Annotated in this window: 16 protein-coding genes and 1 pseudogene; 7 read left to right on the top strand and 10 right to left on the bottom strand. The window is 64.0% G+C overall.

Annotation, left to right across the window (positions count from 1 at the left end; translation table 11 throughout):
- Nucleotides 1-2 precede the first annotated feature (2 nt).
- From SBI80_RS00440 to SBI80_RS00430, 3 genes are all read left to right on the top strand, one after another.
- Nucleotides 3-1,088, top strand: a complete 1,086-nt coding sequence (locus SBI80_RS00440; protein WP_413232605.1) for an ABC transporter ATP-binding protein — start codon at nucleotides 3-5, stop codon at nucleotides 1,086-1,088.
- A 338-nt stretch (nucleotides 1,089-1,426) separates the two neighbouring features.
- Nucleotides 1,427-1,825: a N,N-dimethylformamidase alpha subunit family protein gene (locus tag SBI80_RS28285; protein WP_489685596.1), complete on the top strand. Its 399-nt coding sequence runs from the start codon at nucleotides 1,427-1,429 to the stop codon at nucleotides 1,823-1,825.
- Nucleotides 1,822-4,125 (top strand): N,N-dimethylformamidase beta subunit family domain-containing protein, encoded by a 2,304-nt coding sequence (locus SBI80_RS00430; protein ID WP_318972297.1) that lies wholly within the window; start codon nucleotides 1,822-1,824, stop codon nucleotides 4,123-4,125. The genes SBI80_RS28285 and SBI80_RS00430 overlap by 4 nt, the downstream gene beginning before the upstream one ends.
- A gap of 370 nt (nucleotides 4,126-4,495) precedes the next feature.
- Here the strand turns inward: SBI80_RS00430 and SBI80_RS00425 are convergent.
- From SBI80_RS00425 to SBI80_RS00405, 4 genes and pseudogenes are all read right to left on the bottom strand, one after another.
- Nucleotides 4,496-4,836, bottom strand: a pseudogene (locus SBI80_RS00425) (DUF2304 family protein).
- Nucleotides 4,833-5,531 (bottom strand): polyprenyl-phospho-N-acetylgalactosaminyl synthase PpgS, encoded by a 699-nt coding sequence (locus SBI80_RS00420; protein WP_318972296.1) that lies wholly within the window; start codon nucleotides 5,529-5,531, stop codon nucleotides 4,833-4,835. Before SBI80_RS00420 ends, SBI80_RS00425 begins: the two are co-directional and overlap by 4 nt.
- 191 nt (nucleotides 5,532-5,722) lie before the next feature.
- On the bottom strand, nucleotides 5,723-6,802 hold the full coding sequence (locus tag SBI80_RS00410) for a tartrate dehydrogenase (RefSeq protein WP_318972295.1): 1,080 nt from the start codon (nucleotides 6,800-6,802) through the stop codon (nucleotides 5,723-5,725).
- 46 nt (nucleotides 6,803-6,848) lie between these two features.
- Nucleotides 6,849-8,060 (bottom strand): MFS transporter, encoded by a 1,212-nt coding sequence (locus SBI80_RS00405; protein WP_318972293.1) that lies wholly within the window; start codon nucleotides 8,058-8,060, stop codon nucleotides 6,849-6,851.
- 504 nt (nucleotides 8,061-8,564) lie between these two features.
- Between SBI80_RS00405 and SBI80_RS00400 the strand changes: the two genes are divergently transcribed.
- On the top strand, nucleotides 8,565-10,133 hold the full coding sequence (locus SBI80_RS00400) for an amino acid permease (RefSeq protein ID WP_318972292.1): 1,569 nt from the start codon (nucleotides 8,565-8,567) through the stop codon (nucleotides 10,131-10,133).
- A gap of 970 nt (nucleotides 10,134-11,103) precedes the next feature.
- Entirely contained in the window at nucleotides 11,104-11,469 is a 366-nt protein-coding gene (locus tag SBI80_RS00395) for a hypothetical protein (RefSeq protein ID WP_318972291.1), read from the top strand.
- A gap of 500 nt (nucleotides 11,470-11,969) precedes the next feature.
- On the opposite strand, the gene SBI80_RS00390 is transcribed toward SBI80_RS00395, so the two are convergent.
- Together SBI80_RS00390 and SBI80_RS00385 are read right to left on the bottom strand one after the other, a co-directional pair.
- On the bottom strand, nucleotides 11,970-13,463 hold the full coding sequence (locus SBI80_RS00390) for an NAD-dependent succinate-semialdehyde dehydrogenase (RefSeq protein ID WP_318972289.1): 1,494 nt from the start codon (nucleotides 13,461-13,463) through the stop codon (nucleotides 11,970-11,972).
- The gene (locus SBI80_RS00385) at nucleotides 13,460-14,734 is read right to left on the bottom strand and encodes an aminotransferase family protein (protein ID WP_318972287.1); all 1,275 of its coding nucleotides are present in this window, start codon (nucleotides 14,732-14,734) and stop codon (nucleotides 13,460-13,462) included. The genes SBI80_RS00390 and SBI80_RS00385 overlap by 4 nt, the downstream gene beginning before the upstream one ends.
- A 240-nt stretch (nucleotides 14,735-14,974) precedes the next feature.
- On the opposite strand from SBI80_RS00385, the gene SBI80_RS00380 reads away from it, so the two are divergent.
- A complete protein-coding gene (locus SBI80_RS00380) occupies nucleotides 14,975-15,868 on the top strand; it encodes a LysR family transcriptional regulator (RefSeq protein ID WP_318972285.1) in 894 nt (297 codons plus the stop codon).
- Between the two features lie 437 nt (nucleotides 15,869-16,305).
- Here SBI80_RS00380 and SBI80_RS00375 read toward each other — a convergent pair whose 3' ends face one another.
- A complete protein-coding gene (locus SBI80_RS00375) occupies nucleotides 16,306-17,625 on the bottom strand; it encodes an aspartate aminotransferase family protein (protein WP_413232644.1) in 1,320 nt (439 codons plus the stop codon).
- Nucleotides 17,626-17,713: 88 nt separating this feature from the next.
- Nucleotides 17,714-18,784 carry a phosphotransferase gene (locus tag SBI80_RS00370; protein WP_318972281.1) on the bottom strand — a complete coding sequence of 357 codons (1,071 nt, stop codon included), beginning with the start codon at nucleotides 18,782-18,784 and terminating at the stop codon, nucleotides 17,714-17,716.
- 237 nt (nucleotides 18,785-19,021) lie between these two features.
- Here SBI80_RS00370 and SBI80_RS00365 point away from each other — a divergent pair, with 237 nt between their 5' ends.
- The gene (locus SBI80_RS00365; protein ID WP_318972280.1) at nucleotides 19,022-19,999 is read left to right on the top strand and encodes a phosphotransferase; all 978 of its coding nucleotides are present in this window, start codon (nucleotides 19,022-19,024) and stop codon (nucleotides 19,997-19,999) included.
- Between the two features lie 63 nt (nucleotides 20,000-20,062).
- On the opposite strand, the gene SBI80_RS00360 is transcribed toward SBI80_RS00365, so the two are convergent.
- Nucleotides 20,063-20,755 carry a GntR family transcriptional regulator gene (locus SBI80_RS00360; protein WP_318972278.1) on the bottom strand — a complete coding sequence of 231 codons (693 nt, stop codon included), beginning with the start codon at nucleotides 20,753-20,755 and terminating at the stop codon, nucleotides 20,063-20,065.
- 134 nt (nucleotides 20,756-20,889) lie between these two features.
- Nucleotides 20,890-22,206, bottom strand: a complete 1,317-nt coding sequence (locus tag SBI80_RS00355; RefSeq protein ID WP_318973622.1) for an aspartate aminotransferase family protein — start codon at nucleotides 22,204-22,206, stop codon at nucleotides 20,890-20,892.
- Nucleotides 22,207-22,269: the final 63 nt, after the last annotated feature.

The raw sequence follows: 22,269 nt of genomic DNA, 5'->3' as shown, positions 1-22,269 counted from the left end.
AGGTGCAACTTCGCGGCATTCAGATGCGCTACGGAGATGACGTCGTTGTGCAGAATCTCGACCTCACCATCGACGGCGGCGAGTTCTTCACCTTGCTTGGCCCCTCGGGATGTGGCAAAACCACGACACTGCGGATGGTGGCCGGCTTCGAATCCCCCTCTGCAGGAAAGATTCTCATTGGCGGGAACAACGTCGTTGGTGTGCCTCCCGAGCGTCGTCCCACGAACACGGTGTTCCAGCACTACGCGTTGTTCCCCCACCTCAGTGTGCTCGACAACGTTGCCTATGGTCTCCGACGGAAAGGTATTAAGCCTCGCGAAGCTCGCAAGCAGGCGGGTACGGAGCTCGAGAGGGTGGGCTTGACATCACACATGTCGCGCAAACCTGGCCAACTGTCCGGCGGCCAGCAGCAGCGCGTGGCACTGGCACGAGCGCTGGTCAATTTGCCCAAGGTGTTGTTGCTCGACGAACCGCTCGGCGCACTCGATCTAAAGATGCGAAAGGCACTGCAATTGGAGCTGCGGAGCATTCAGCGCGACGTGGGGATCACGTTCGTCTACGTGACGCATGACCAAGAAGAGGCATTGACGATGTCTGACCGAATCGCAGTTATGCGCGACGGTCACTTCGAGCAGATCGGGACGCCACAGGATGTGTACGCGCGGCCTGAATCCTCCTTCGTCGCAAGTTTCGTCGGGGTCGCGAACCAACTGGACGCCGCCGTTGTGAAGCAGACCGGCAGCATCACCACAGTGCGCCTCGACATCGGAGCCGAGTTCGAGGTCGACACCAGGTTGCCGGTTCCCAGTAGCCGCTGCCGGGCTGTGCTCCGGCCAGAGGCCTTACACGTGCGGCCAGTCGGCACGCCAGTACCGAATGGATGGCTCGCGGTCGACGGAATCGCCAAGCAGGCAGCGTATTTGGGGACCGGTTCGAGCTTGACGTTCGACGTGGACAACGGGCGCACCCAAATGACCGCACTGGTGGCCGGTGACACGGCACTGGTTCCCGCACCTGGAGATGCGCTCCAAGTTCAGTGGTGCGCCAAGGACGTCCACTTGGTTCCCAGCGTGGAGCCCACGCAGTGAGGGATGGGATCACCTGCATCTCCACGGCAGTCGTCGTGAATGCAACCGGTGCCATCGGCGACCGGATGCGAGTGGTCTCCCGCGGTTGCGTCATCACGCCGGAATCCTTGCAAAACGTCCGTGTATCGACAGACGCTTCATTGCCAATGGTTGCCTGAATAGTGCGTAATCACGCACTGCCTTCGATGATCGGTCGCACAGGCGACTGAACGAGCCTGTCTGACAAGACGTTGCGTTCATGGCGCACCCTCTACCAGAAGGCCACCGAAAGTCTCGCCGCCAACCACATGTGCACGTAAATCGGTCTGAACCGCCCACGACAAGACAGAAAGGCTCACATGAGTCGAACATCGACGGACAGACTCGCTGAGATTCGGCGGGTCTTCGAACGGCGCTACGAACAGCGTATTTTCGCCGAGCTCACTGACCAGGTCGTCCAGCATCACGACGAGCGACCCTCCGACATCGTCGACGACGTCACCAATCGAGTGCTGCGCTTCCTGCGCAATGATGCGGTCGTCGGCAAGCACCTAATCTTCTCGTACGGTCCCGATGGCCCCTGGGCGATCGGCCGAGTAACGCTTGGCGCACCCGGGAACTTCGCAATCGAGGACGCCAGATACGACTCCGTGGACGACGCGGCGAGAGCAGTGTTCCATGCACGCCGTCGGGACTTTCTGGAACGTGTCCACGCGCGCAAGACGTCTTCATCCAAGACCGAAAATGAGGGACGATGAACGGTAAGAGCAGCCTTCAGCAGAAGATCTACGGCTACACGGATCGCTTCTCGGCACGCGTGGGAGAGTCCCTGTCCCTGCACGTCAGCTGCCGTGACAGCGATGTCTACGATGTCGCCGTGGTTCGCCTGCACCACGGGTGGGAAGGCTCGAAGGGCCCAGGCTTTATCGAGACGTTGGTGCCGAGCGACATCGACGGGCAGTACCCCGGCACCCATTACCGATGCGTTCCGGGTTCCTTCGTCGAGATCCCTGAACGTGGTGAACTTCTGGCCAGTCCACTGGGCCTGGAGATCTCTGTTGCCGTCTACCCCACGTTGCGAGGAGGCGACCAAGAGAGCTCGGTGGGTGCCTACAACATCAGCAATGCGTCGAATACGCTGACGGAAGCTTCGCAGGCGATCATGGGCAACCTAGATACCGAGAATTTGCGAGGATGGGCGCTTAGCCTGGACGACGGTCGGCCAACCTTTACCTACGCCGCAGGCGGGGCTCTTCAGACCGTCGCGATGAACCGACAGCTCCGGAATCACCACTGGTATCAGCTGGTCTTGCAAGTGCCCACGCAGGCCGGGGAGATTTCCTTCGAGTGCACTCCCCTCAAGACCCCTACAGATCTGCACGTCGCCGCGGCCTCCGGCGCCGTACCGGAGTCCGTACGCGCACATACGGATGCAAGCTTCTCACCAAGCAGCTCGGCGTTCCGGATCGGCGCTCTGGCGGCGCCTGCCGAGGGTCGATGGGTCGCGACCGCGAGTTTCAACGGCAAGATCGGAGCGCTTTCGGTAGATCGCGCTACCTCCGAAGGCCATGAGCAGGTTGCGCGTTGGCACTTTGGCCGCAGTGACAGGCCCGATGGTCTACTGCTGACCCACGTTGTTGACGAGTCCGTCAACGAGCTTCACGGCACATGTGTGAACAGCCCCGTGCGTGCTGTCACCGGTCCTGGGCACAACGGCATCGTTCGCGATTTCAGGCAGTCGCCGGACGAGTACGACGCCATCATGTTTCATGACGACGACATCACCGACGCCGACTGGCCAGCTGCGCTGATCTTCAGTGTGCCCGAGACGATGGACAGTGGCGTCTACGCATTCCGACTCACCGTCGATGGCGTGGACCACCACGTCCCCTTCTTCGTAGGCCCGAACCCGTCTCGTCGGCGCGACGTAGCGGTATTGTTCCCGACCGGAACCTACCTCGCCTACGCGAACGACAGTGTCTCCTTCCAAGCGGACGCGATGGAGAACCTGCTCGGCCACACTCCGGTTGTGCACATTGAAGACCTTTCGCTGCAAGAAACCCCGGAGTTTGGCCGCTCCTTATACGAGGCCCACAACGACGGATACGGCGTTGTGCTGTCCAGCAGTCGCCGGCCGATCGTCACGATGCAGCCGCGCTACTGCTACCCGTTTTCCATCGACGCACCGTGGACGCTCGCGTCAGACCTCTTCCTCGTCCACTGGTTGGAAACGATCGGTTGCGAGTTCGATGCCATCACTGACGAAGTGCTCGACCGCGAAGGCTCCGAGTTGCTCGACCAGTACAGCGTGGTAATCACCGGCAGCCATCCCGAATACGTCAGTCGCAAGGAGCTGGACGCGCTGGAGGCCTTCACGGCCGGCGGCGGTCGACTGATGTACCTGGGAGGCAACGGATTCTTCGCCACCGCATCCTTCGACCCCGAGAGCTCGCACGTCGTTGAGGTGCGTCGTGCGTCCGGCGGCACCCGACCGCACCAGACACCCTTCGCCGAACAACATCACGCGAATTCCGGAGAAGCAGCGGGGCTATGGCGGGATAAGGGCAAGGCTCCCGACCGATTGGTCGGAGTAGGCATGTCTTCGCAAGGTTTCGACCATTCGACCTACTACGAGCGGTTGGAGGACAGCTTCGATCCGCGCGCTGAGTTCGTCTTCGAGGGCATCGGCGAATCTGAGCGGATCGGCGATTTCGGCATTGCCGGCGGCGGCGCCGCCGGATGCGAAGTCGACTTCTACAACCCGGCTTTGGGATCTCCCCCTGACACGCTCCTGCTGGCCACCTCGGGAGGATTCACCGATGCCTATCAATTGGTCGTCGAGGAGATATTCGAAATGGTTGCGGGGATCGGCGGCAGCGAGCATCCATCCGTGCGGTCAGACATCGTCTACGGCGCTCTTCGAGGAGGGGGTGGCTTCTTCGCCGTGGGGTCGATTGCTTGGTCTGCGGCCCTTTCGCACAACAAGTACGAAAACAATGTCGCCAGATTGACGGAGAACGTGCTGCGACGGTTCCGGGACTCCGAGCCACTGAAGTAGTCAAGGTTGTCGATCAACACACCAAGCAGGTGACGGGGAGGGCTATGACAATCGGTCATAGCCCTCCCCCGCGTCGTCTAACGAGCCCTGCAAGTGGATCCCACCAAAGCTCCGGCATGTTCCTCCGAATCTTTGGCGGCTCACGTTCCGTGTGTGTCGCCCACCCACACGTAGAACGCTGGCCGGCTCACAGCATCCCGAGGGTGCATAAAACCCGAGACGGTTCACCGAGAGTGCGCGGGGCTGAGTGCCGCAAGTGCGGTTCGCCGACGGCCTCACGCGCACCGTGGACTTCTTCCGCAATTTGCCACCACCCCCGTGATTTGTGGCGTGCTAGACGCGCTCACCGCAGGTCAGACGCCGCAAATCGCTAGTGGGGATCGAGTACCCGGGCACCTTCGAGGGCGACCGCGCGAACCATCTGCGCGTGTTTCAGCTCGAGATCCTTGAATCGCATGTAGGTGCTGATCGCGGTGAACAAGAACGCGATGACGAGCGCGTACTCCAGCAGGTCGGCTCCGCGGTCGACACCCAGCCAGTTGGCGACAAGGGTCGTGTCGTTCGGTCGCACGATCGCGGAGACCGCCGCGAGCACGAACACGACGTAGCCATCTTGACCCACGCCCGCGACCGCGCACTGCGCCGTGAGCTCAGCAGGTACACGAGCAGGACGACGATCGCGCCGATCAGCAGAACCTGAAGCCACCTCACCGGCGCATCCTCTCTCGTAGCAGACCGTCGAAGATGATGTTGACGCCGTTGACCAGTGGCTGGCCCTTGGACATCGAGTAGTCGGTGTAGAGGATCTCGATGGGTTCTTCGGCGATGCGCCAATCGTTTTCGATGACTAGCACGACGATCTCGCTGGCATGCGCCATGCCGTTCATGGTCAGGTTCAGCGCGTCGGCGACCGTCCGGCTGAACACCCGCAGGCCGTTGTGGGCATCGGTCAGCTTCAGCTTTCGACTGGTTCGGCTGAGTTTGGCGATCACCGGCAGCGCTAGCCGTTTGAGCGTCGGCATGGTCTTGGGCACCGATCCCGCGAACCGGGTGCCGACGACGATGTCGAGGTCCTCGCGGACGAGCCGGTCGATCATCCGGATGACGTCCTTGACGCGATGCTGGCCGTCGGCGTCGAAGGTGGCGAACACCCGGGCACCCGGTTGCGCGCGGGCGTACTCGACGCCGGTCTGGATGGCCGCGCCCTGGCCGAGGTTCACGGGGTGGCGGACGACGTGGGCACCTGCGCGCCAAGCGCGTTCGGCGGTGTCGTCGCGGCTGCCGTCGTCGACGCACACCACGTGGTCGAAGACGGTGCGGACGTCGGAGACGACGTCGGCGATGACGCTCGCCTCGGTGAAGGCGGGGATGACGATCCACGTGTCGTCGTACTGGTTCGCTGGCATGTCAATGTCGTTGGAAACGACCTGGTCGCCGGCGCAGGCACCCGCGCCCGCGCGACCACGTGCACGGCGATTCCACTCACCGGGCCGCTGAGCCGCGCGACGATCGTGCGTGTCTGGAGCTGCCACGGCAGGAGGAGCGGCAGCGTCGAGGCGAGCTCGCCCCGATCCACCCCGCGACGTGCTGGGGCCACTCATGAGGCCGCCACGGCGTCGGCGACGGCCTTGCCAAGGGTGTCGGTGCCAGCCGATCCACCCATGTCCGGGGTGAGGGTGTCCCCGCCCTTAGCCAGCACCGTTTCGATCGCCGCGAGTACTGCTGCGGCAGCGTGTTTTTCGCCAAGGTGTGCCAACATCATGGAGGCGCACCAGATTTGGCCGACGGGGTTGGCTATGCCTCGGCCGGCGATATCGGGGGCGGAACCGTGCACGGGTTCGAACAAACTCGGGAAGCGTCGCTCGGGGTTGATGTTGGCACTTGGTGCGATGCCGATGGTGCCAGTGCACGCCGGTCCGAGATCAGACAGGATGTCGCCGAACAGATTCGACGCGACGACGACGTCGAACCAGTCGGGATGCATGACGAAGTTCGCTGTCAGGATGTCGATGTGGTACTTGTCCACGTCGACGTCGGGATAGTTGGCGGACATCGCCTGCACCCGCTCGTCCCAGTACGGCATGGAGATGGATATGCCGTTGCTCTTCGTGGCCGAGGTGAGGTGCCGCTTGGGTCGGCTCTGCGCGAGGTCGAACGCGTACTGGAGGATTCGGTCGACGCCGACGCGCGTCATGACCGTCTCCTGCATGACGATCTCGCGGTCGGTGCCCTCGAACATCTTCCCCCCGACGCTGGAGTACTCGCCTTCGGTGTTCTCCCGCACGACGTAGAAGTCGACGTCTCCAGGTTCGCGGCCGGCCAGCGGACTCCGCACTCCCGGCATCAACCGCACCGGCCTCAGGTTGACGTACTGGTCGAACGCCCGCCGGAACTGCAGCAGGCTGCCCCACAACGAGACGTGATCGGGCACCACCTCGGGCCACCCGACGGCACCGAAGTAGATGGCGTCGAAGCTCTTGAGCTCATCGAACCAGTTGTCGGGCAGCATCTTTCCATGCTTGACGTAGTACTGGGCGCTGGAGTGGTCGAAGTGCTCGAAGTCGACCTCGAAGTCGAACGCCGCTGCAGCCGCGTCGAGGACGCGCAGACCTTCGGGCACGACTTCGGTGCCGATGCCGTCGCCGGGGATGACGGCGATGCGGTGAGTGTTGGACATATTGAGCATTCCTTCAGACGGGATGGGCGGGTTGGCGGCTCTACGCTTACACGGCTGGAGCGGGCAGTCGTGGGCTGCTTTCGCTTCCTGCCACCGCCCTTGCCGCAAGGGCGCAGATCGTCATCGCCGCGATCGGTAACGCGAAGGCACCGTTGAGGCTGCACAGGTCAGCCAACCAGCCCATGGTTGCGGGGCCTGCAACGATGGCCAGGTAGCCGATGCCGACGACGTGCGACAGCGCCCTGGCAGATGTGCCGGGGACGTTGCCTGTGGCCGTCAACACCTGTGGGAGGCCGCCGGATAGGCTGATCCCCACCAGAATCCAACCCATGAAGGTGATCGGCAAGGAGCTCACCTGGGTGACGATCAGCAGGCCTGCCACAGACGACAGGCAGCCCCAGCGCAGCACCGCTACTGGCCCGATGCGCGACGCCACGCGGTCAGTGCTGAACCGTCCTATGGTCATGGCCGTCACGAAGCAGGCAAGGGTCAGGGCCCCGTAGTCCGGCGAGGCGCCGAGATGTTGTTGGGTGTGCAAGCTACTCCAGTCGGTCATCGACCCTTCAACCAGGAGGAGCAGGAAGGATAGCGTGCTCAGTGCAGCGAGTTGCCATCGTTGGTTGTGCTTCGGACCGTCGGTGGTGTCGGCGGTCGACTCGGCAATCACCCCGCCGCGGGGGGTTGATCGAAGCAACGTCGGCGCGGCAGCACTGCTTAAGAGCAGTGTCAGGACCGCGATCGCCACGGCCGTGACGTGCATGTTCATCCCTGAGGCGAGGGCTACTCCACCGCATAAGGCGCCGACGACAGTGCCGATCGAGAACATTCCGTGGAAGGACGCCATGATCGGACGGCCATAGTCGCGCTCGACGGCAACTGCAGATGCGTTCATGCCCACTTCGCTGATGCCGACTGCGATACCCAAGAACAGCGCAGATGCGGCGACGGTCTGCGGTGTCGAGAGGACGAGTGGCGGTACGAGTGCGAGCGGAATGGCGGCGCCACCGACCGCTGCGACGCATCCACTTCCGTACCTGTCGACTGCGCGACCGCTGAATTGCATTCCGATGAGTGCTCCGACGCCGACGACGAGCAGAATGATGCCCATGGTCGACGACGTTGCGCCGATGACGTTCTTGACCACTGGGATGTATGCCGCCCACGTGCCGAGAACGATGCCGAAGGATACGAAGACACCAGCGGTGGCTACTCGTAGGCGTGCCGGGTCGTCGTGCAGATCGGCCCGAACGTTTTTCATACTGAAGGCCTCCTGGCTGGCGCGGGACGGACGGCGTGGCGTGGTACCGCACGTGAACACTTCATTGGCCGCTCGTCGCCACCCTTGAGCCACCGACGTGGTTCGTCCGGTGCGCGCCTAGGGCTCCAAATTCCCCTGGAGACATCGAGGCGGAAATCCGTCAGATGAGCTCTAACTCGGAAAGCGGCATTCGTGGCGATGGCGGGGCCGTTGTGTGGGCGATGTGGCTCGTCGGCGAGCTGCGGTGACTTCCGCTTGCCGGCGCACCGTCGCCGCCGAGCAGCACCCGTAGACGCTGGTGAGTGAGGTGCTCTGCATCCATAGCATTCGTCCGCGTGAAGGGTTCAGCTCCTGGAGCGGGCCCGTCAGTTGGTTGCCGATCCCGCCGTCCATGCGACGGACACTACGCCAATGTTGATTGTTAGACAATCGGAAGTCCGCCAATAGTCTATGCTCCCCACCAGTGGGCGCCTCCTTGGGCGCTCCCCAAGAAGGAGAATCACCGTGCCAGAGGGTCACGAAGAACTGTCTGACGACGAGAAGCACCTCGCGTCACTCGGCTACACCCAAGAGCTCAACCGCTCGTGGTCCAGCTTCAGCAACTTCGCCATCTCGTTCTCGATCATCTCGATCCTGGCGGGTTGCTTCACTTCATTCGGCCTCGGCTGGAACAACGGCGGCCCGGCCGCCATCGCCTGGGGCTGGCCCATCGTCTCGGTGTTCATCCTGATCATCGGAATGTGCATGTCCGAACTGGTCTCGGCGTTCCCGACGTCCGGCGGCATCTACTGGTGGGCAGCAAAGCTCGGCGGTGCCAAGGCCGGCTTCTACACCGGCTGGCTCAATCTCATCGGCCTGATCGCCATCCTTGCGTCCACGGCCTACGGCGCGGCGACGTTCCTCGACCTCACCCTCGGCACGTTCAGCGAGACGTGGCTGGCTGGCTACAGCCTGACAAGGGTCTTCGTCATGTTCCTGGTGATCTTGGCATTGTCGGCGACCATCAACATCTTCTCCTCGCACCTGCTCGCGGTCATCAACAACGTCTCGGTGTGGTGGCACGTCGCCGGCGCAGCCATCGTCATCGCGATCCTGATCGTGATCCCCGAGCAGCACGCGAGCCTGTCCGACGTGTTCGCCAAGACCATCAACAACACCGGCATGTTCGGCGGCGCCACCTCCGGTGTCGGGTGGCTGCTCTTCGTGCTGCCGATCTCGGCGATCCTCACCCAGTACACGGTCACCGGCTACGACGCGTCCGCCCACATCTCCGAGGAGACCAAGAGTGCGGCCGACGGTGCGGCCAAGGGCATTTGGCGAGCCATCTTCTACTCGGCCATCGGTGGCTGGATCCTGTTGCTCACCTTCCTGTTCGCCGTCAACGACTCCGACGCCGTCTCCGCGGGTGGCGGTGCGGTCGCGGTGATCTTCAGCCAGGCGATGAGCTCGCCGTGGGTGGGCGTGGTGTTGCTGATTTCGACGGCCGGCCAGTTGTTCTGCCTCACTGCCGTCCAGACCAGTTGTTCGCGAATGTTGTTCGCCTTCAGCCGCGACCGCGCGGTGCCCGGACATCAGCTGTGGTCCAAGGTGAGCAAGAACAAGATCCCTGCCAACGGCGTGATCGTCACGGCGGTGATCGCGGCGATCATCACGCTGCCGGCGCTGGTTCAGGTCGACATCAACGGCGCCCCCGTCCCGGTCGCGTTCTTCGCCGTGGCCTCCATCGGCGTCGTCGGTCTGTATCTGTGCTTCGCGGTGCCGATCTACTACCGCTGGAAGGCGGGCGACTCGTTCCCCATCGGCAGGTGGAATCTGCGTGGGCATCACAAGTGGATGGCACCGGTCGCACTCGTCGAGATCGTCGTCACCTCGATCATCGCCATGTTCCCGACGTCGATGGGCGGCATGCCGTGGGACCCGAGCTTCGAGTGGAAATTCGTCAACTACACCCCGCTGCTCGTCGGCGGCGTGCTGATCCTGCTGTTCATCTACTGGCACGTGTCGGTGAAGAAGTGGTTCACCGGACCCATCAAGCAGGTGACCACCGTCGCCGACGAACTCGACCTCATCTAGACCGCTGACCCGCTTCGGCGACATACCCCCGGGCCCCTCTTGCCTCGACACCGAGGGGCCCGGCGCCGAGACCGGATGACGTACTAGCCGAGCAGTTCTCGAACGTCGGCGTCGGTGAGGACCGTTTCGAAGACGTCACCCTCGCCGACTGTGATCGTCATCAACTTCCCGGATGAGGGCCGCAAAGTCTTGCGACGTAATCCGCGCGAACCTCGCTGTGGCGGAACGGATTCTGACGCTGAGTGCCCTCCTGAGCATTTTCTACGCGGGACGGGGATGAGCGACTGCGAGCAGCTGCGCCCTGCGGCCGTTTGGAGCGCAACGGGATGATCGAACGGGTTGTCGCGACGAGCGGGCCGGTCGTGGGAGGCTTCACCCAGCCGGGCGCGGGGTGGGCCATCTAGAGCGCGTCGAAATTCGCCGTCGAGGGTCTCACCGAGGTGTCGCCACTCGACATCGGAGTGCCGCCAGTGGACCCCGGAGTGTTTGGCGCCGACTTCCTCGATGGCCGATCCCTGAACCTGGCGCACCACATCATCGAGGAGTACGTCGCTACCGCCGGGCGCACCCGCGACGGCGCCGTCGTGCGCGACCGCACGCAGCAAGGCGACCCGGTCACGGCCGCCGCAGCGATCGTGGAGAACGCTCCGACGCTCGGACGCTCGGCTGCGGCTACCGCTCGGGCGGACGCGGTTCGCGCGATCGAATCCAAACTCGCCCCATCGCAGCAGATTTGGACGCCATACGCCTCGTCGCGGCGTCCACGGGGTTCCAGTCACCAGCTCACCGCACGTGCGACCACCGCTCGTCCAACGCGCTCACGGCGCGCACACGAAGCTTGCTCGACGCTGCGGTCGGCCTCCTGACGAAAAGCGGGTTGGCCGCGGCGATCACCGACGCCGTGAGTGCCCGAATGGGGGGCGAGCTACACCACGATGTACAGCCATGGCCGAATCGGCTAGCAGCTGCGGTGGAAGAGTTCGCCCGGCAGATGACCAACACGGTCACCGCTCCGCACACCGGCAGCACCGAGGGAGGCCTAGACGACCGCACGGGCATCATCGCCCAGTTCTACGCCACGCCCCGAGGCCACACGTACGCCGACCTCCTCGCTGCAGCCGTCACCGACCCGGTCGACGCTGAGCTGCTGCCAGTTCAGTTCCTGGCCAACGGCGTGAACCGGTCCTCACGGCGTGGGACCGAGAAGTCGATCGCGGTGACATCAACCCGCCCTGAATTCAAGCCGTCAACGACGCGCTATTCAGACCCAATCATCGTCCGTCTCGTGTCCGGGGCATGCGCCACCGGGAGTCGACGCGGCCGACCTGATCGCTGACGACGTGCAGCGCGGCAGTCTCACCAGACGAGCGACGGACCCCGCCTCGATGCAGCGCACCGACGTCAGCAATTGCTGCGCGGGGCGGAACCAACACACGATCCGACCTGAACGGCTACCGCCCGCCGGGCACATGCGCGCACAGTTCTTCAACCCCACGCGTTTCCCGGGCTTCGGACTGCGGCGGCTCTTACCACCACCATCAGCTGATCCAAACTCCCAGAGGCTGGCCAAGCCGCGCCCTCACTTGGTTCGTCACCCGCCCGACCCCACCAAGCCGCAGGCAGCGCAATCACACGCCCTCCGACGCTCCTTGGGGATGTCCACGGCGATGCTGATCGGTGCCTGCGCGAAGCCGGTCGTCAACGACGCCATGTTGGGACGCTTGTTCGACACGCGGTTAGCGCCCCGCCACGACCCGAAACCAACGGCACCGCGTCGACGGACTGTCACCGATGCGTGTCGTGCCTGGCCTCAATCCCGCACTTTGCAGCACGTGTTCACTCGGTTGCGCGACGGGCGACGTTGTAGAAGCGAGTCTCCTGGTATTCCTCGAGCCCCTCGGCGCTCCCCTCCCGGCCCATACCGCTGTGTTTCATCCCGCCGAACGGTGCAGCTGCACTGGAGGGCACACCTTGGTTGATCCCCACCAATCCGGTGTGCAGCGCATCGGCGACGTTGAGCGCGCGATCCAGATTCTCCGTGAAGACGTAGCCGGCGAGGCCATAGACAGTGTCGTTGGCGCGGGCGATGGCTTCGGCTTGAGTCGTGAAGCGCTGGACTGCCGCGATGGGACCGAAGATCTCGGTGTTGGCGACCTCAGCGATGACCGGCACCTGATCGAGAAGGGTCGCTTCGAAGAAGTAGCCTCTGCCTGCGATAGCCTTTCCGCCGGTGCGCACGGTCGCGCCGTTGCCGACGGCGTCGTCGACGAGCTTCTGCATGCTTGCCACCGCACGGTCGTCGATCAGCGGGCCAAGGTCGACGTCGTCGGCGAGGCCATCGCCGACGCGTGCGGCCGCCAGCTTCTCGGCCAGCCCCTCGACGAATGCGTCTGCGATACCTTCCTGGACGAAGATGCGGTTCGCGGCGATGCACGACTGACCCCCATTGCGCATCTTCGCCGCGAAAGCCCCATTGACGGCGCGCTCGAGATCGGCGTCGTCGAACACGATCAGCGGCGCGTTGCCGCCGAGTTCCATGGAGGAACGCAAGACGTTGTCCGCGGCGAGCCGTAGCAGCACCTTGCCGACACCGGTGGAGCCGGTGAAGGACACCTTCCGCACCCGGGCGTCGGTGAGGACCGCTTCGCTGAACGCAGGCGCGTCATCGGTCGTGACGACCCGAACGAGTTCGTCGGGAACCCCGGCTCGTCGCGCAAGGTCGACAGCGAATAAGGTGGCCAGCGGCGTCAGCATCGCAGGTTTGATGACCACGGGGCACCCCGCCGCCAAAGCCGGTGCAATCTTTCGTGTCGCCATGGCGAGCGGAAAGTTCCACGGTGTGATCATGACTGAGAGCCCGACAGGAGCGCGGCGAGTCAGCAACGTACCACCGCCCGTCGGTAGGTCCCGAACATTGCCTCCCGGGCGCACGGCTTCCTCGGCGTACCAACGGACGAAGTCGCTGCCGTAGGTCACTTCTGTGCGGGATTCAGCGAGCGGCTTGCCCATCTCCCGGGTGATGAGCAAGGCGAGCTCGTCGGCGTGCTCGATCAGCAGGTCGTACCAGCGGCGCAGGACATCGGCACGCTCCCGCGGAGTGCGTGCGGCCCACTCGCGGCCGGCTTCGTCCGCTTCCGCCACCGCGCGAAGCGCGCCGTCGACGTCCATATCGGGTACGGCTGCCACCAAATCGCCTGTGGCAGGGTTGAAGACGTCGGCATTGCGCGCGCCTTTGGCCAAGCTCAAGGCAGCTACCACGGCATCGGCCGCGGCAGCCCGCTGTGGGTCGGCGATTCGCACGCTGGTCTTCGCCGTCGGTTCGGTTCTCACTTGGACTCCTCCTCAATCAGAACGTGAGAGATGGCGCCGACGTACTGAGTCAGTTCCTCGTCGGTCGTGATGAAGGGAGGGCTTAGTTGCAGCGTGTTGCCGCGCAGGGGGCGTGAGATGAACCCGATGTCGATCAACTTGTCCGCAACGACTTCCGCGGACAGGTCCCCCCGCAAGGTGACACCCCCCAGGAACCCGGCCACACGAATGTCAGCCACGCTGGGGCGGTCGGCGAACAGCTGGTCGAGCTGTTCGCGCAACAGCTGTTCGAGCTCGCCGGCCCGCTCTACCAGGCCGTCGCGCTCCAGCACGTCAAGATTGGCCATGGCCACTGCGCAGGCGGTGGCGTGACCCGCGTAGGTGGCTCCGTGCCGGAAAATCGGCGTAGCGCCGTCGTCGACGTAGAAGGGCTCCCAGACCCTTGGGGACACGAGCACGCCGCCGAGTGGCGCGTAACCCGAGGTGACACCCTTGGCGAAGGTGATGAGGTCGGGGCTCAATCCGAACCTATCCGCGGCGAACATCGAGCCGGTTCTGCCGAATCCGGTGATGACCTCATCCAAGACGAAGAGGATGTCGTTTTCTCGACACAGCTGTTGGAGCGTTTCCAGATAGCCCACTTGAGGAGGGTTGACACCGCCGGTGCCCTGAATGGGCTCGGTCACGATGGCCGCGATGTTCTCAGCGCCTACGTCCGCGATCACGCCCTTGAGGGCATCAACGTCGTGCACGGGCACCCGACGTGTCTCCGGCACGAGAGAGTCGGTGCCATAACCGTCGCGGTTGAACTCCAGGCCGGCGATGCTGGTTCCGTACGCATGCAGACCGTGGTAGGCGAACTCACGGCTGATGATCGTGGTCTTGCTGGTGCGCCCCTCGCGCTGCCAGTGTCGGCGCGCGAGCTTGCACGCGACATCGATCGCGTCCGAACCACCTGAATTCAGGATCACCTTCGGGTTGTCAATCGGTGACATGGTGGCGAGTCGGTTCGCGAGCGCCAAGGCTTGGTCGTTCACGAACCGGCCGAAGATGTGGTAGGTCTCGAGCTTCAGCATCTGAGTAAGCGCGGCGGCGGCAAGGTCGGGATGACTGTGACCGACATTGGCGTGCCACAAACCGGCAGTACCGTCGAACAACCGTTGCCCATCCGCGGTGTAGACGTAGCACCCCTCACCGCGTTCGATCACCAGTTGTCGGCCGAGCACAGACGGAAGATGCGCTTGGGCGGACCACAATGCTGGTCCATCGAGAATGTCTGAATTTACCGACACGGCAGTACCTTTCGAAATGGAATCGCTGAAGTCCGGCCACCGGCGGAGCCCTCCTGCAACTACGGCCCGTCCTTGACGGTGGTCACCGCGCTCATCTCGTCGTGCGCGACCGACTGGCACGCAACCTTCGGTGGTAGACACAACGTACTGCGGCAAACCATTCATGAAAAGCGACGCTTTTGAACATATACCTGTCAGTATTTCTTACATGTCTCAGAGTCCTGGCGCGGGCGTCGGCTGATGTTGGATGTACGCAAGCTGGTCTTACTTCGCGAGGTGCAGTTGCGCGGGAGTATCACTGCGGCAGCGCAGGCGCTGTCCTATTCGCATTCCGCGGTATCGCAGCAGCTGAGTGCCTTGGAGGCTCAGGCCGGCGTACCACTCTTGGAGAAGGTCGGCCGGGGCGTCCGGCTCACCAATGCCGGCGAGGAGCTGGCACGTCACGCCGAGGACATCGTGGCCATACTCGAACGCGCGGAAAGCGACCTGGCGTCCAGTGACACCAACGTTCGCGGTGTGCTGCGACTGGCCGCATTCACCACCGTCAGCCGCCTGCTGGTTCCCCGTTTAATCTCCCGCTTGCATGAACTCCACCCGCAGCTCGATGTTCGGTACCGGCAAGTCGAGCCTGAACCCGGTCTGCGGCTGCTGTCGTCACGCCGGACCGACGTCCTGTTCGTCGACACTTACCCCGGCACTTCGCGTACGACTCCTCCGGACCTGCACGCCGAAACGCTGCTGGAGGATCCCATTCGGGTGTATCCGCCTGCCAATTCGAGCGCGTTACGTCTCGAACAGTTGAAGCGTGCCCGCTGGGTGCTTGAGCCAAGCGGCACGGAGGCGAACGCCTGGACTCGAAATATCTGCCGTCAGAACGGCTTCGAGCCGGATGTGGCGTTTGAGTCGCCCGATCTCTTGTTCCACCTCCGGATGGTTCAGGCAGGTGTGGCTGCAGCCTTTCTGCCTGACCTACTCGTACGCGGCGCTGGTGTGGACGTGGCTTCGGCTGCTCTCGCGGACTTTCACCACTTGCGCGGCATCTCGTTCGTTTGCCGCTCCGGCGCCGAGCGACGTCCCTCCGTGACCGCCTGCCGAGCGGCGTTCGCACAACTGCTCGCTGATGGACGAGGGTGAGCAGCGGCGAATCTCCGTCGCTGCCGACCCGCCGCTGTCTGATCCGATGTCATCCAGAGGACCGTCCAGGGCGAGCCGCTTGATGACGTTCACGGTCGTCGCAGCGACATCGTTGGACTAGGCGATCCGCCGCAGGCTTGGCACCCATGCCAATGACGACCGACCACATCGTCCACCAGATTCTGGTGGCTGAGATGCACGATGTTGCCGCGCAACGGAGGTGCTCGGGACCGTCCTTCCGGCGATGGCACCGCGAGTGCCGCCCAGACCCGCCGCGGGTGTGGACCGACACCGTCACGGCGTCCGACCGCCGCAGCCGTCCCCCGGCGCTCCGGTCGAACTGCGAGTCACGGCGGTAACCGAGGCGTGCACGTCCGACGGCACGCTCGAGATGGTGGTGGTGAACGGCATCGACCGCCACACGGCGCTGGCTCGAACTAGCCCGGATCGAGTTCGCTCCTCACCACCGACTCTAGCTCGGTGAGCAGCCGGTCGGCATCCGCGGCGCGGAACGCCATCGGCGGGCGGATCTTCAGAACGTTTCCGTGGTAGCCGGAAGCGGAGATGAGCACGCGACGGTCGCGCAGACGGTTGACTATCGATGCCGCCGCCCGCGGATCCGGTCGGCCGGGGTGCTCGGTCGAGCCGACCTCCACGCCGATGAAGAGGCCAGCGCCTCGCACGTCGGTGAAACGTGGTTCGTTGCCGGTGATCTGGGCTATGCCGTCGCGAAGCGCCGCACCCACTCTCCCGGCGTTGGCGATCAGCTCTTCGTCGCGTATCACGCGTAGCACCTCGTGCGCTGCGGCGATGGACACCGAGTTGCCACCAAATGTGTTGAAGTACCGGATGTCTCGGCCGAACTCGGTGAGCAGGTGCGGGCGGAACACCCCGGCCGCGATCGGCAGCCCGTTACCCATCGGCTTTCCAATGGTCACGATATCTGGTGTGATTCCGTGTCGCTGGAATCCCCACCACGTGGTGCCGGTGCGTCCGAATCCTGGTTGTACCTCGTCGGCGATCCACAGCCCGCCAGCGGCGTGCACCTCCTCCACGGCAGCGGCCAGGAAGCCCGGGGGGTCTGCGAACACGCCGTCGGAGGAGAAGATGCTGTCTGCCATCAGCGCGCTGAGACCGAATCCGTGCCGGCGTAGATCCGCGATCGCATGTCGCACCTCGGTCGCCAGATGAGCCGACAGGTCACCAGCCGCCAACCGCGGGTCCGGGGCCGAGATCGTCCGCACGTGAGGGCCGAGCGGAGAATTCTCACCCAGTGAGGGCGAGCATGCGGCGACCGCGGCCGTCAGACCGTGGTAGGCGTTTGCCGTGACGATGACCCCCTCACTGCCCGTCACCCGTCGCGCCACCCGTAGCGCGAGGTCGTTGGCCTCCGAACCGGTACTGGTGAAGGTGACGTTGCCGAGGTCGTCGGGAAAGGTACCGAGGAGGTCCTCGGCGTAGTCCACGACCATGTCCTGGACGTAGCGGGTGTTGGTATTCACCAACTGCATCTGCCGGTGAACGGCGTCGACCACTCGCGGATGGGAGTGCCCGACGCACGGCACGTTGTTGTACGCGTCTAGGAATTCGTTGCCGGCTGAGTCATACAGGTAGGTCCCTTGCCCCCGGACGACTTCGACTGGGACGTCGTAGAAGAGCCGATATCCGGGTCCGAGCACCCGCTCGCGGCGCTGCACCTTCTGCCGCAGTGCCGAGGGAAGCTCGTCGAGCCGCTCACGATCGAATCCGTTGGCCATGGTTACCGGTCCCGCGTCCGATCCGACTAAGCCTCGGGTCATCACGTCTCCTGCCTACTTGGTGGACATCGTCCTTGGGGCGGCCACATCAGGCCAGTCGGTCATCCCGGTGATTGGTCAGCCTTGCGCGCCCCCGATGGCCTTGCAGCGTGTCTAGGACCTCCCGCGGATGGAGCGCGACCAGCTGTGCCAAAGTCGCCCAGGTGTACTGGGATCGCTTCCATCCGTAGCCGCCTTGGAGGGCTGCATTCCTCGACGCCCACGTCACTCCGTTGAGCGCAAGGCGGAGCGCAGCCATCGGGTAGAGCACCGACAGTTCGAGTTCGGTCAGTTCGACCACCTCGCCGAATCCGTTGACCACGGTTGCGAGCGCCGCCACGGGATCTGACTTCCTGAGCATGGCGTAGCCCCCGGCGATTGCGACCTCGCTGACCCTGGCCGAGAACAGTGCGTCGGTGAAGTCGATGACTCCGGTGAGCTCTTGGGCGCCGGATGAATCGACCTCGGCAAGGACGTTGTGGTCGTTCAGATCCTGGTGGATGACCGAACGTGGCAGGTCCGCGATTCGTGGTGCGACGATGTCGTCGAACCACTGCAACACGGTTTCGACGCTACGGCGACCCTCGTCATCTGCGACGGCGTCGAAATGCGTCGCAATGGCCCGAGGTGCAGCCAAGAGGTCCCATTCATGGGTAGTTCTGAGCTCCGGCCGGGGGGTCATCCCCTCCAAGGCGACGACGATGCGACCCGCAGCTCGACCCCATGCCGCGAGGAGATCGGCTGTATGACTGGGAATCTCACCCACGATTCGTCCGGGAAGCCAGGAATAGCAGGACACCAACCACGGATCGGCGCCTAGCGACAGAGGAGCGGTGTCGGACCCCGATGGATCTCGCATCACGCGGGGCGTGGGCAGATCCGAAGACGGTTCGCATCGGTCGAGCAAGTCGTGCTGCCAACGCACCTGTGCGCGTTCCACGTCGTCGTCGGGAACCGTCTTCGCGATGAAACGCCGGCCGTCCTCGGCGATTAGGCGATAGGTGCGGTTCAACTCACCACCAAGCTGGCTCACCCGCTCGATGCCACACCCCAGCAATTCAGCCGCGGCGGTGGCAACGGCGACGTTCGAATCGACCTGGTCGGTAGACGCTTTGGACATGAAACCCCAGTTCGGTGGCGTCGTTTCGAATCGACTTCACGGGCAGTGCAGAAGCTTCACCGCGGTGCCGCTCCTCACCCACCATATCGGGTAACCATGTTATTGGTCAATTGGTCACCAATAGTGGGTGGGGATCGCTCCACCGCTCGCGGCGAACGGCCGACTGAAGCAGCAACCCACTTCGTCGCAGACCGTCCTGTCAATTGTTGACGATTTACAGGACGGTAACCTGGACCGATGACCTCGTTCACGGAATCGTTCGAGCGGCTGGACGCAGAGCAGATACGGCCACTGCTCAACGAGGTATACGGGGTCGAAATCGTGGGCACCCCAATACGATTGCCAACGGAACGCGACGACACGTACCGCGTGGCTACGCCCCTTGGCGACGGCTACGTGGTCAAGGTAGCCCATCCCGGCGACCATCCGCGCATCGTCGACTTACAGGTCGCGGCCCTACTTCACGTCGGTCGTCAGGATCCCCGGCTGCCCCTGGAGCGGATCCTGTGCGCCGTCGACGGGCAACGACTACCCAGCGTCGAAATGCGCGACGGCCGCCGCAGGATCATGCGGGTGACGACCTTCCTGCCCGGTCGAACCTTGAGGTCCGTTGAGCCCTCGCCTGGACAACTTCGCCAATGCGGCCGGGTGCTGGCGCGAATGGCGAACGCCCTCAACGACTTCGACCACGAGGCAGCAGACCGTCACTTGATGTTCGACCTACAGAACTTCGGTGAACTCGCCGCCATGCGCCGGCTTTCCGACACCCCGGCCGTGCGTTGGGTCTTCGACTGGTTCGAATCCGTCTTCCAGTCCGCGGCAGCCGAGCTCCCCAAACAGGTGGTGCACGGTGACTTCAGTCTCGACAACATCCTCGTCGACCCCGGCGCGGACACCTTCGTCCAGGGGGTATTGGACTGGGGTGATGTGATGCGTTCCTGGCGCGCCGCCGATTTGGCGAGCGGGCTCGCGTCTCAGGTGGCCGCGGACGGCGACGCGTGGGAGCGCCCCCGGCACATGATCGACGGATACCGCGAGGAGTGCGCGATGACCGACGCCGAGTCCGAATTGATCCGCGGTATGGTGGCCATGCGGGTCGCTCAGCGGCTTCTGATGGCCCTCCATCTCAGCGCAGCGATGCCGGAAAACGCCGAATACCTATCGCGCAACGTCGAATGGAGTGCCGCGCAGTTGTCGAACCTCGTCGACGCCTAAAGCATGGATGGCCAATCAGCCGAGTGCCTGATGAGGCGCACGGCTGGCTCTAGCGCACCGTGGTCATTCGCCGGTGCGCTCCAGTAGGCGGGCAGACCGTGCGGCGTTCTGAATTCGTGCGGTGTTGTCGAGGTGCGCGTCGATCTCGTCATAGAGCGCAAGGAGATCCTTGCCGCGGAGGGCTCGAATCAAAACCTGGTGCTCATGGGCCAATTCGACCCGCTTGGGGTACGCGGAGTCGAGTGCGGCGATCGCCATCCTCGACTCGATGAGCAGCGTGCCGTACATCCCCGCGAGACGCGGACTGAAGTGGCTGTCCACCAAGGTCTGGTGGAAGCTGATGTCGAGGTCTACCAACTCCGCCCACGAGCAGTGTCGCTTGGCTGCCAACTTCATCTCCTGCACGATTCGCTCGAGGCTGCCGAAGACCGCGGCGTCCCTCGATCGCCAGAGGTTCGCGGCACACTCCTTCTCGATGGCGCCCCGGGCCACGAAGACATCCCGCACGTCGTCGTCGGAGAGTTCCTTGACCACGACGCCCCGATTGAAGTTGTTGACCGCGATGCCCTGCTGAACCAGCTGGCGAAGTGCTTCACGCACTGGCCCCCGGCTGACGCCCAGTTGGTCGGCCAGCGTGGCCTCGCGAAGTGGCTCACCCGGGCGGAATGACCCGATGCGGATGCCTTCTCGCAGCTGATCGGCAATCTGGTCGACAGTCCCCTCCCTCTTGAGGCGAACCAACGGGGCGTCACTCACGCCACGAAACTCAGTGTCATCGACAACCCCGTCTTGTGTCCTCTTTCGCGATGCCAAAACGGTAGCACCCGATTCGGCGGCGAATTGGCGACGAGCCGACCCGCTACGCGCCCGCATGATCGACGCGACAAAGGTCAGGACGTCGTTTCGGTGAGTACCGCATCCAGCTCCTGCAGAAAATGTTGCGCGTTCTGCGGCGAGAAGACCAATGGCGGCCGAATCTTCAGCACGTTCTCGAAGGGTCCGGTGTTGCTCACCAGGATGCGCCGCTCACGCAAGCCGTTCACCACGAACGCGGCCAACTGAGGCGCGGGGGCACCCGTCACGGGGTCGACCAAGTCCACCGCCACGAACAGTCCGGCTCCGCGCGCGGTCGTTGCGCATGCGTGCTGCCGCGTCAGTTCGGTGAGCCCGTCGAACATCCGCCGTCCCACTGCGCGAACGTTCTCGAGGATGTCGTCGTTCTCGAAGACGTCCAGCATGGCGTTGGCGGCACTGATGCACACCGAATTGCCCGCGGATGTGTTGAAGTAACGGATGTCGCGGCCAAATCGGGCGGCATGCTTGCGCTGCGTCGCCACGGCGGCCAGGGGCAGTCCGTTGGCCATCGGCTTGCCCATGGTGACGAGGTCGGGAGTGATGCCGTGACGCTGGTAGCCCCACATCGCTTCGCCGGTGCGACCGAAGCCCGCCTGCACCTCGTCCGCGATGAAGAATCCGCCAGCTGCGTGAACCACGTCGACGACCGGGTCCAGGAATCCGGCTGGACCGGTGATCAGCCCATCGCTGGAGAACACGGTGTCGACGAGCAGTGCCGCAAGCCGCATTCCATGCCGCTCGAGGTGGGCGATGGCCTCTTTCACACGCGAGGCCATCTTGGCGCCAACGGTGTCGGCGTCCTCGTCGGTGGCGTAGTCCGGTGCGTCGATGGTCACCGTCTTCGTCCCGAGGGGAACGTTCCGGCCCAGTGTCGGTGACATCTCGGCAATGGACGCCGTAAGACCGTGATAGGCGTTGGACGTCACGATGACGGCGTCACCGCCGGTCTCATACCGTGCCATCCGGATGGCGAGATCGTTGGCCTCGCTGCCTGAACACGTGTAGAGCACCTGGTCGATGGCCGGGTCGTGAGTCGCCAAGAGCCGCTCGCTGTAGTCGACGAGCGTGGGCGTGAGATACCGCGTGTTGGTGTTGAGGATTCCCGCTTGCCGCGAAATGGCCTCCACCACATGGGGATTACAGTGGCCGACGGCGGGAACGTTGTTGTAGGCGTCGAGGTACTCGTTGCCCTCAGCGTCAAACAGATGGACGCCTGCGGCTCGCACCACGTCGACCGGGGTGCTGTAGAACAGGCGGTTGCTCGGAGCGATGACATTGCGTCGACGTTCCACCAGCGAACGCAGCGCAGGCTTCAGGTTCGCGGCGCTGGCCGGATCGAATGCGTTAGGCATCCCCGCCGAGACGCCGGTCTCGGCCTTGTTCCCGGCCGTGGACTCAGTCGTGGTCATGCGCCA

Origin of the sequence: Mycolicibacterium sichuanense, from assembly GCF_033741125.1 — a bacterium.
Classification (GTDB): domain Bacteria; phylum Actinomycetota; class Actinomycetes; order Mycobacteriales; family Mycobacteriaceae; genus Mycobacterium.
The sequence above is the reverse complement of the archived record's forward strand: the minus strand, read 5'-3'. Positions and strand labels throughout refer to the sequence as shown.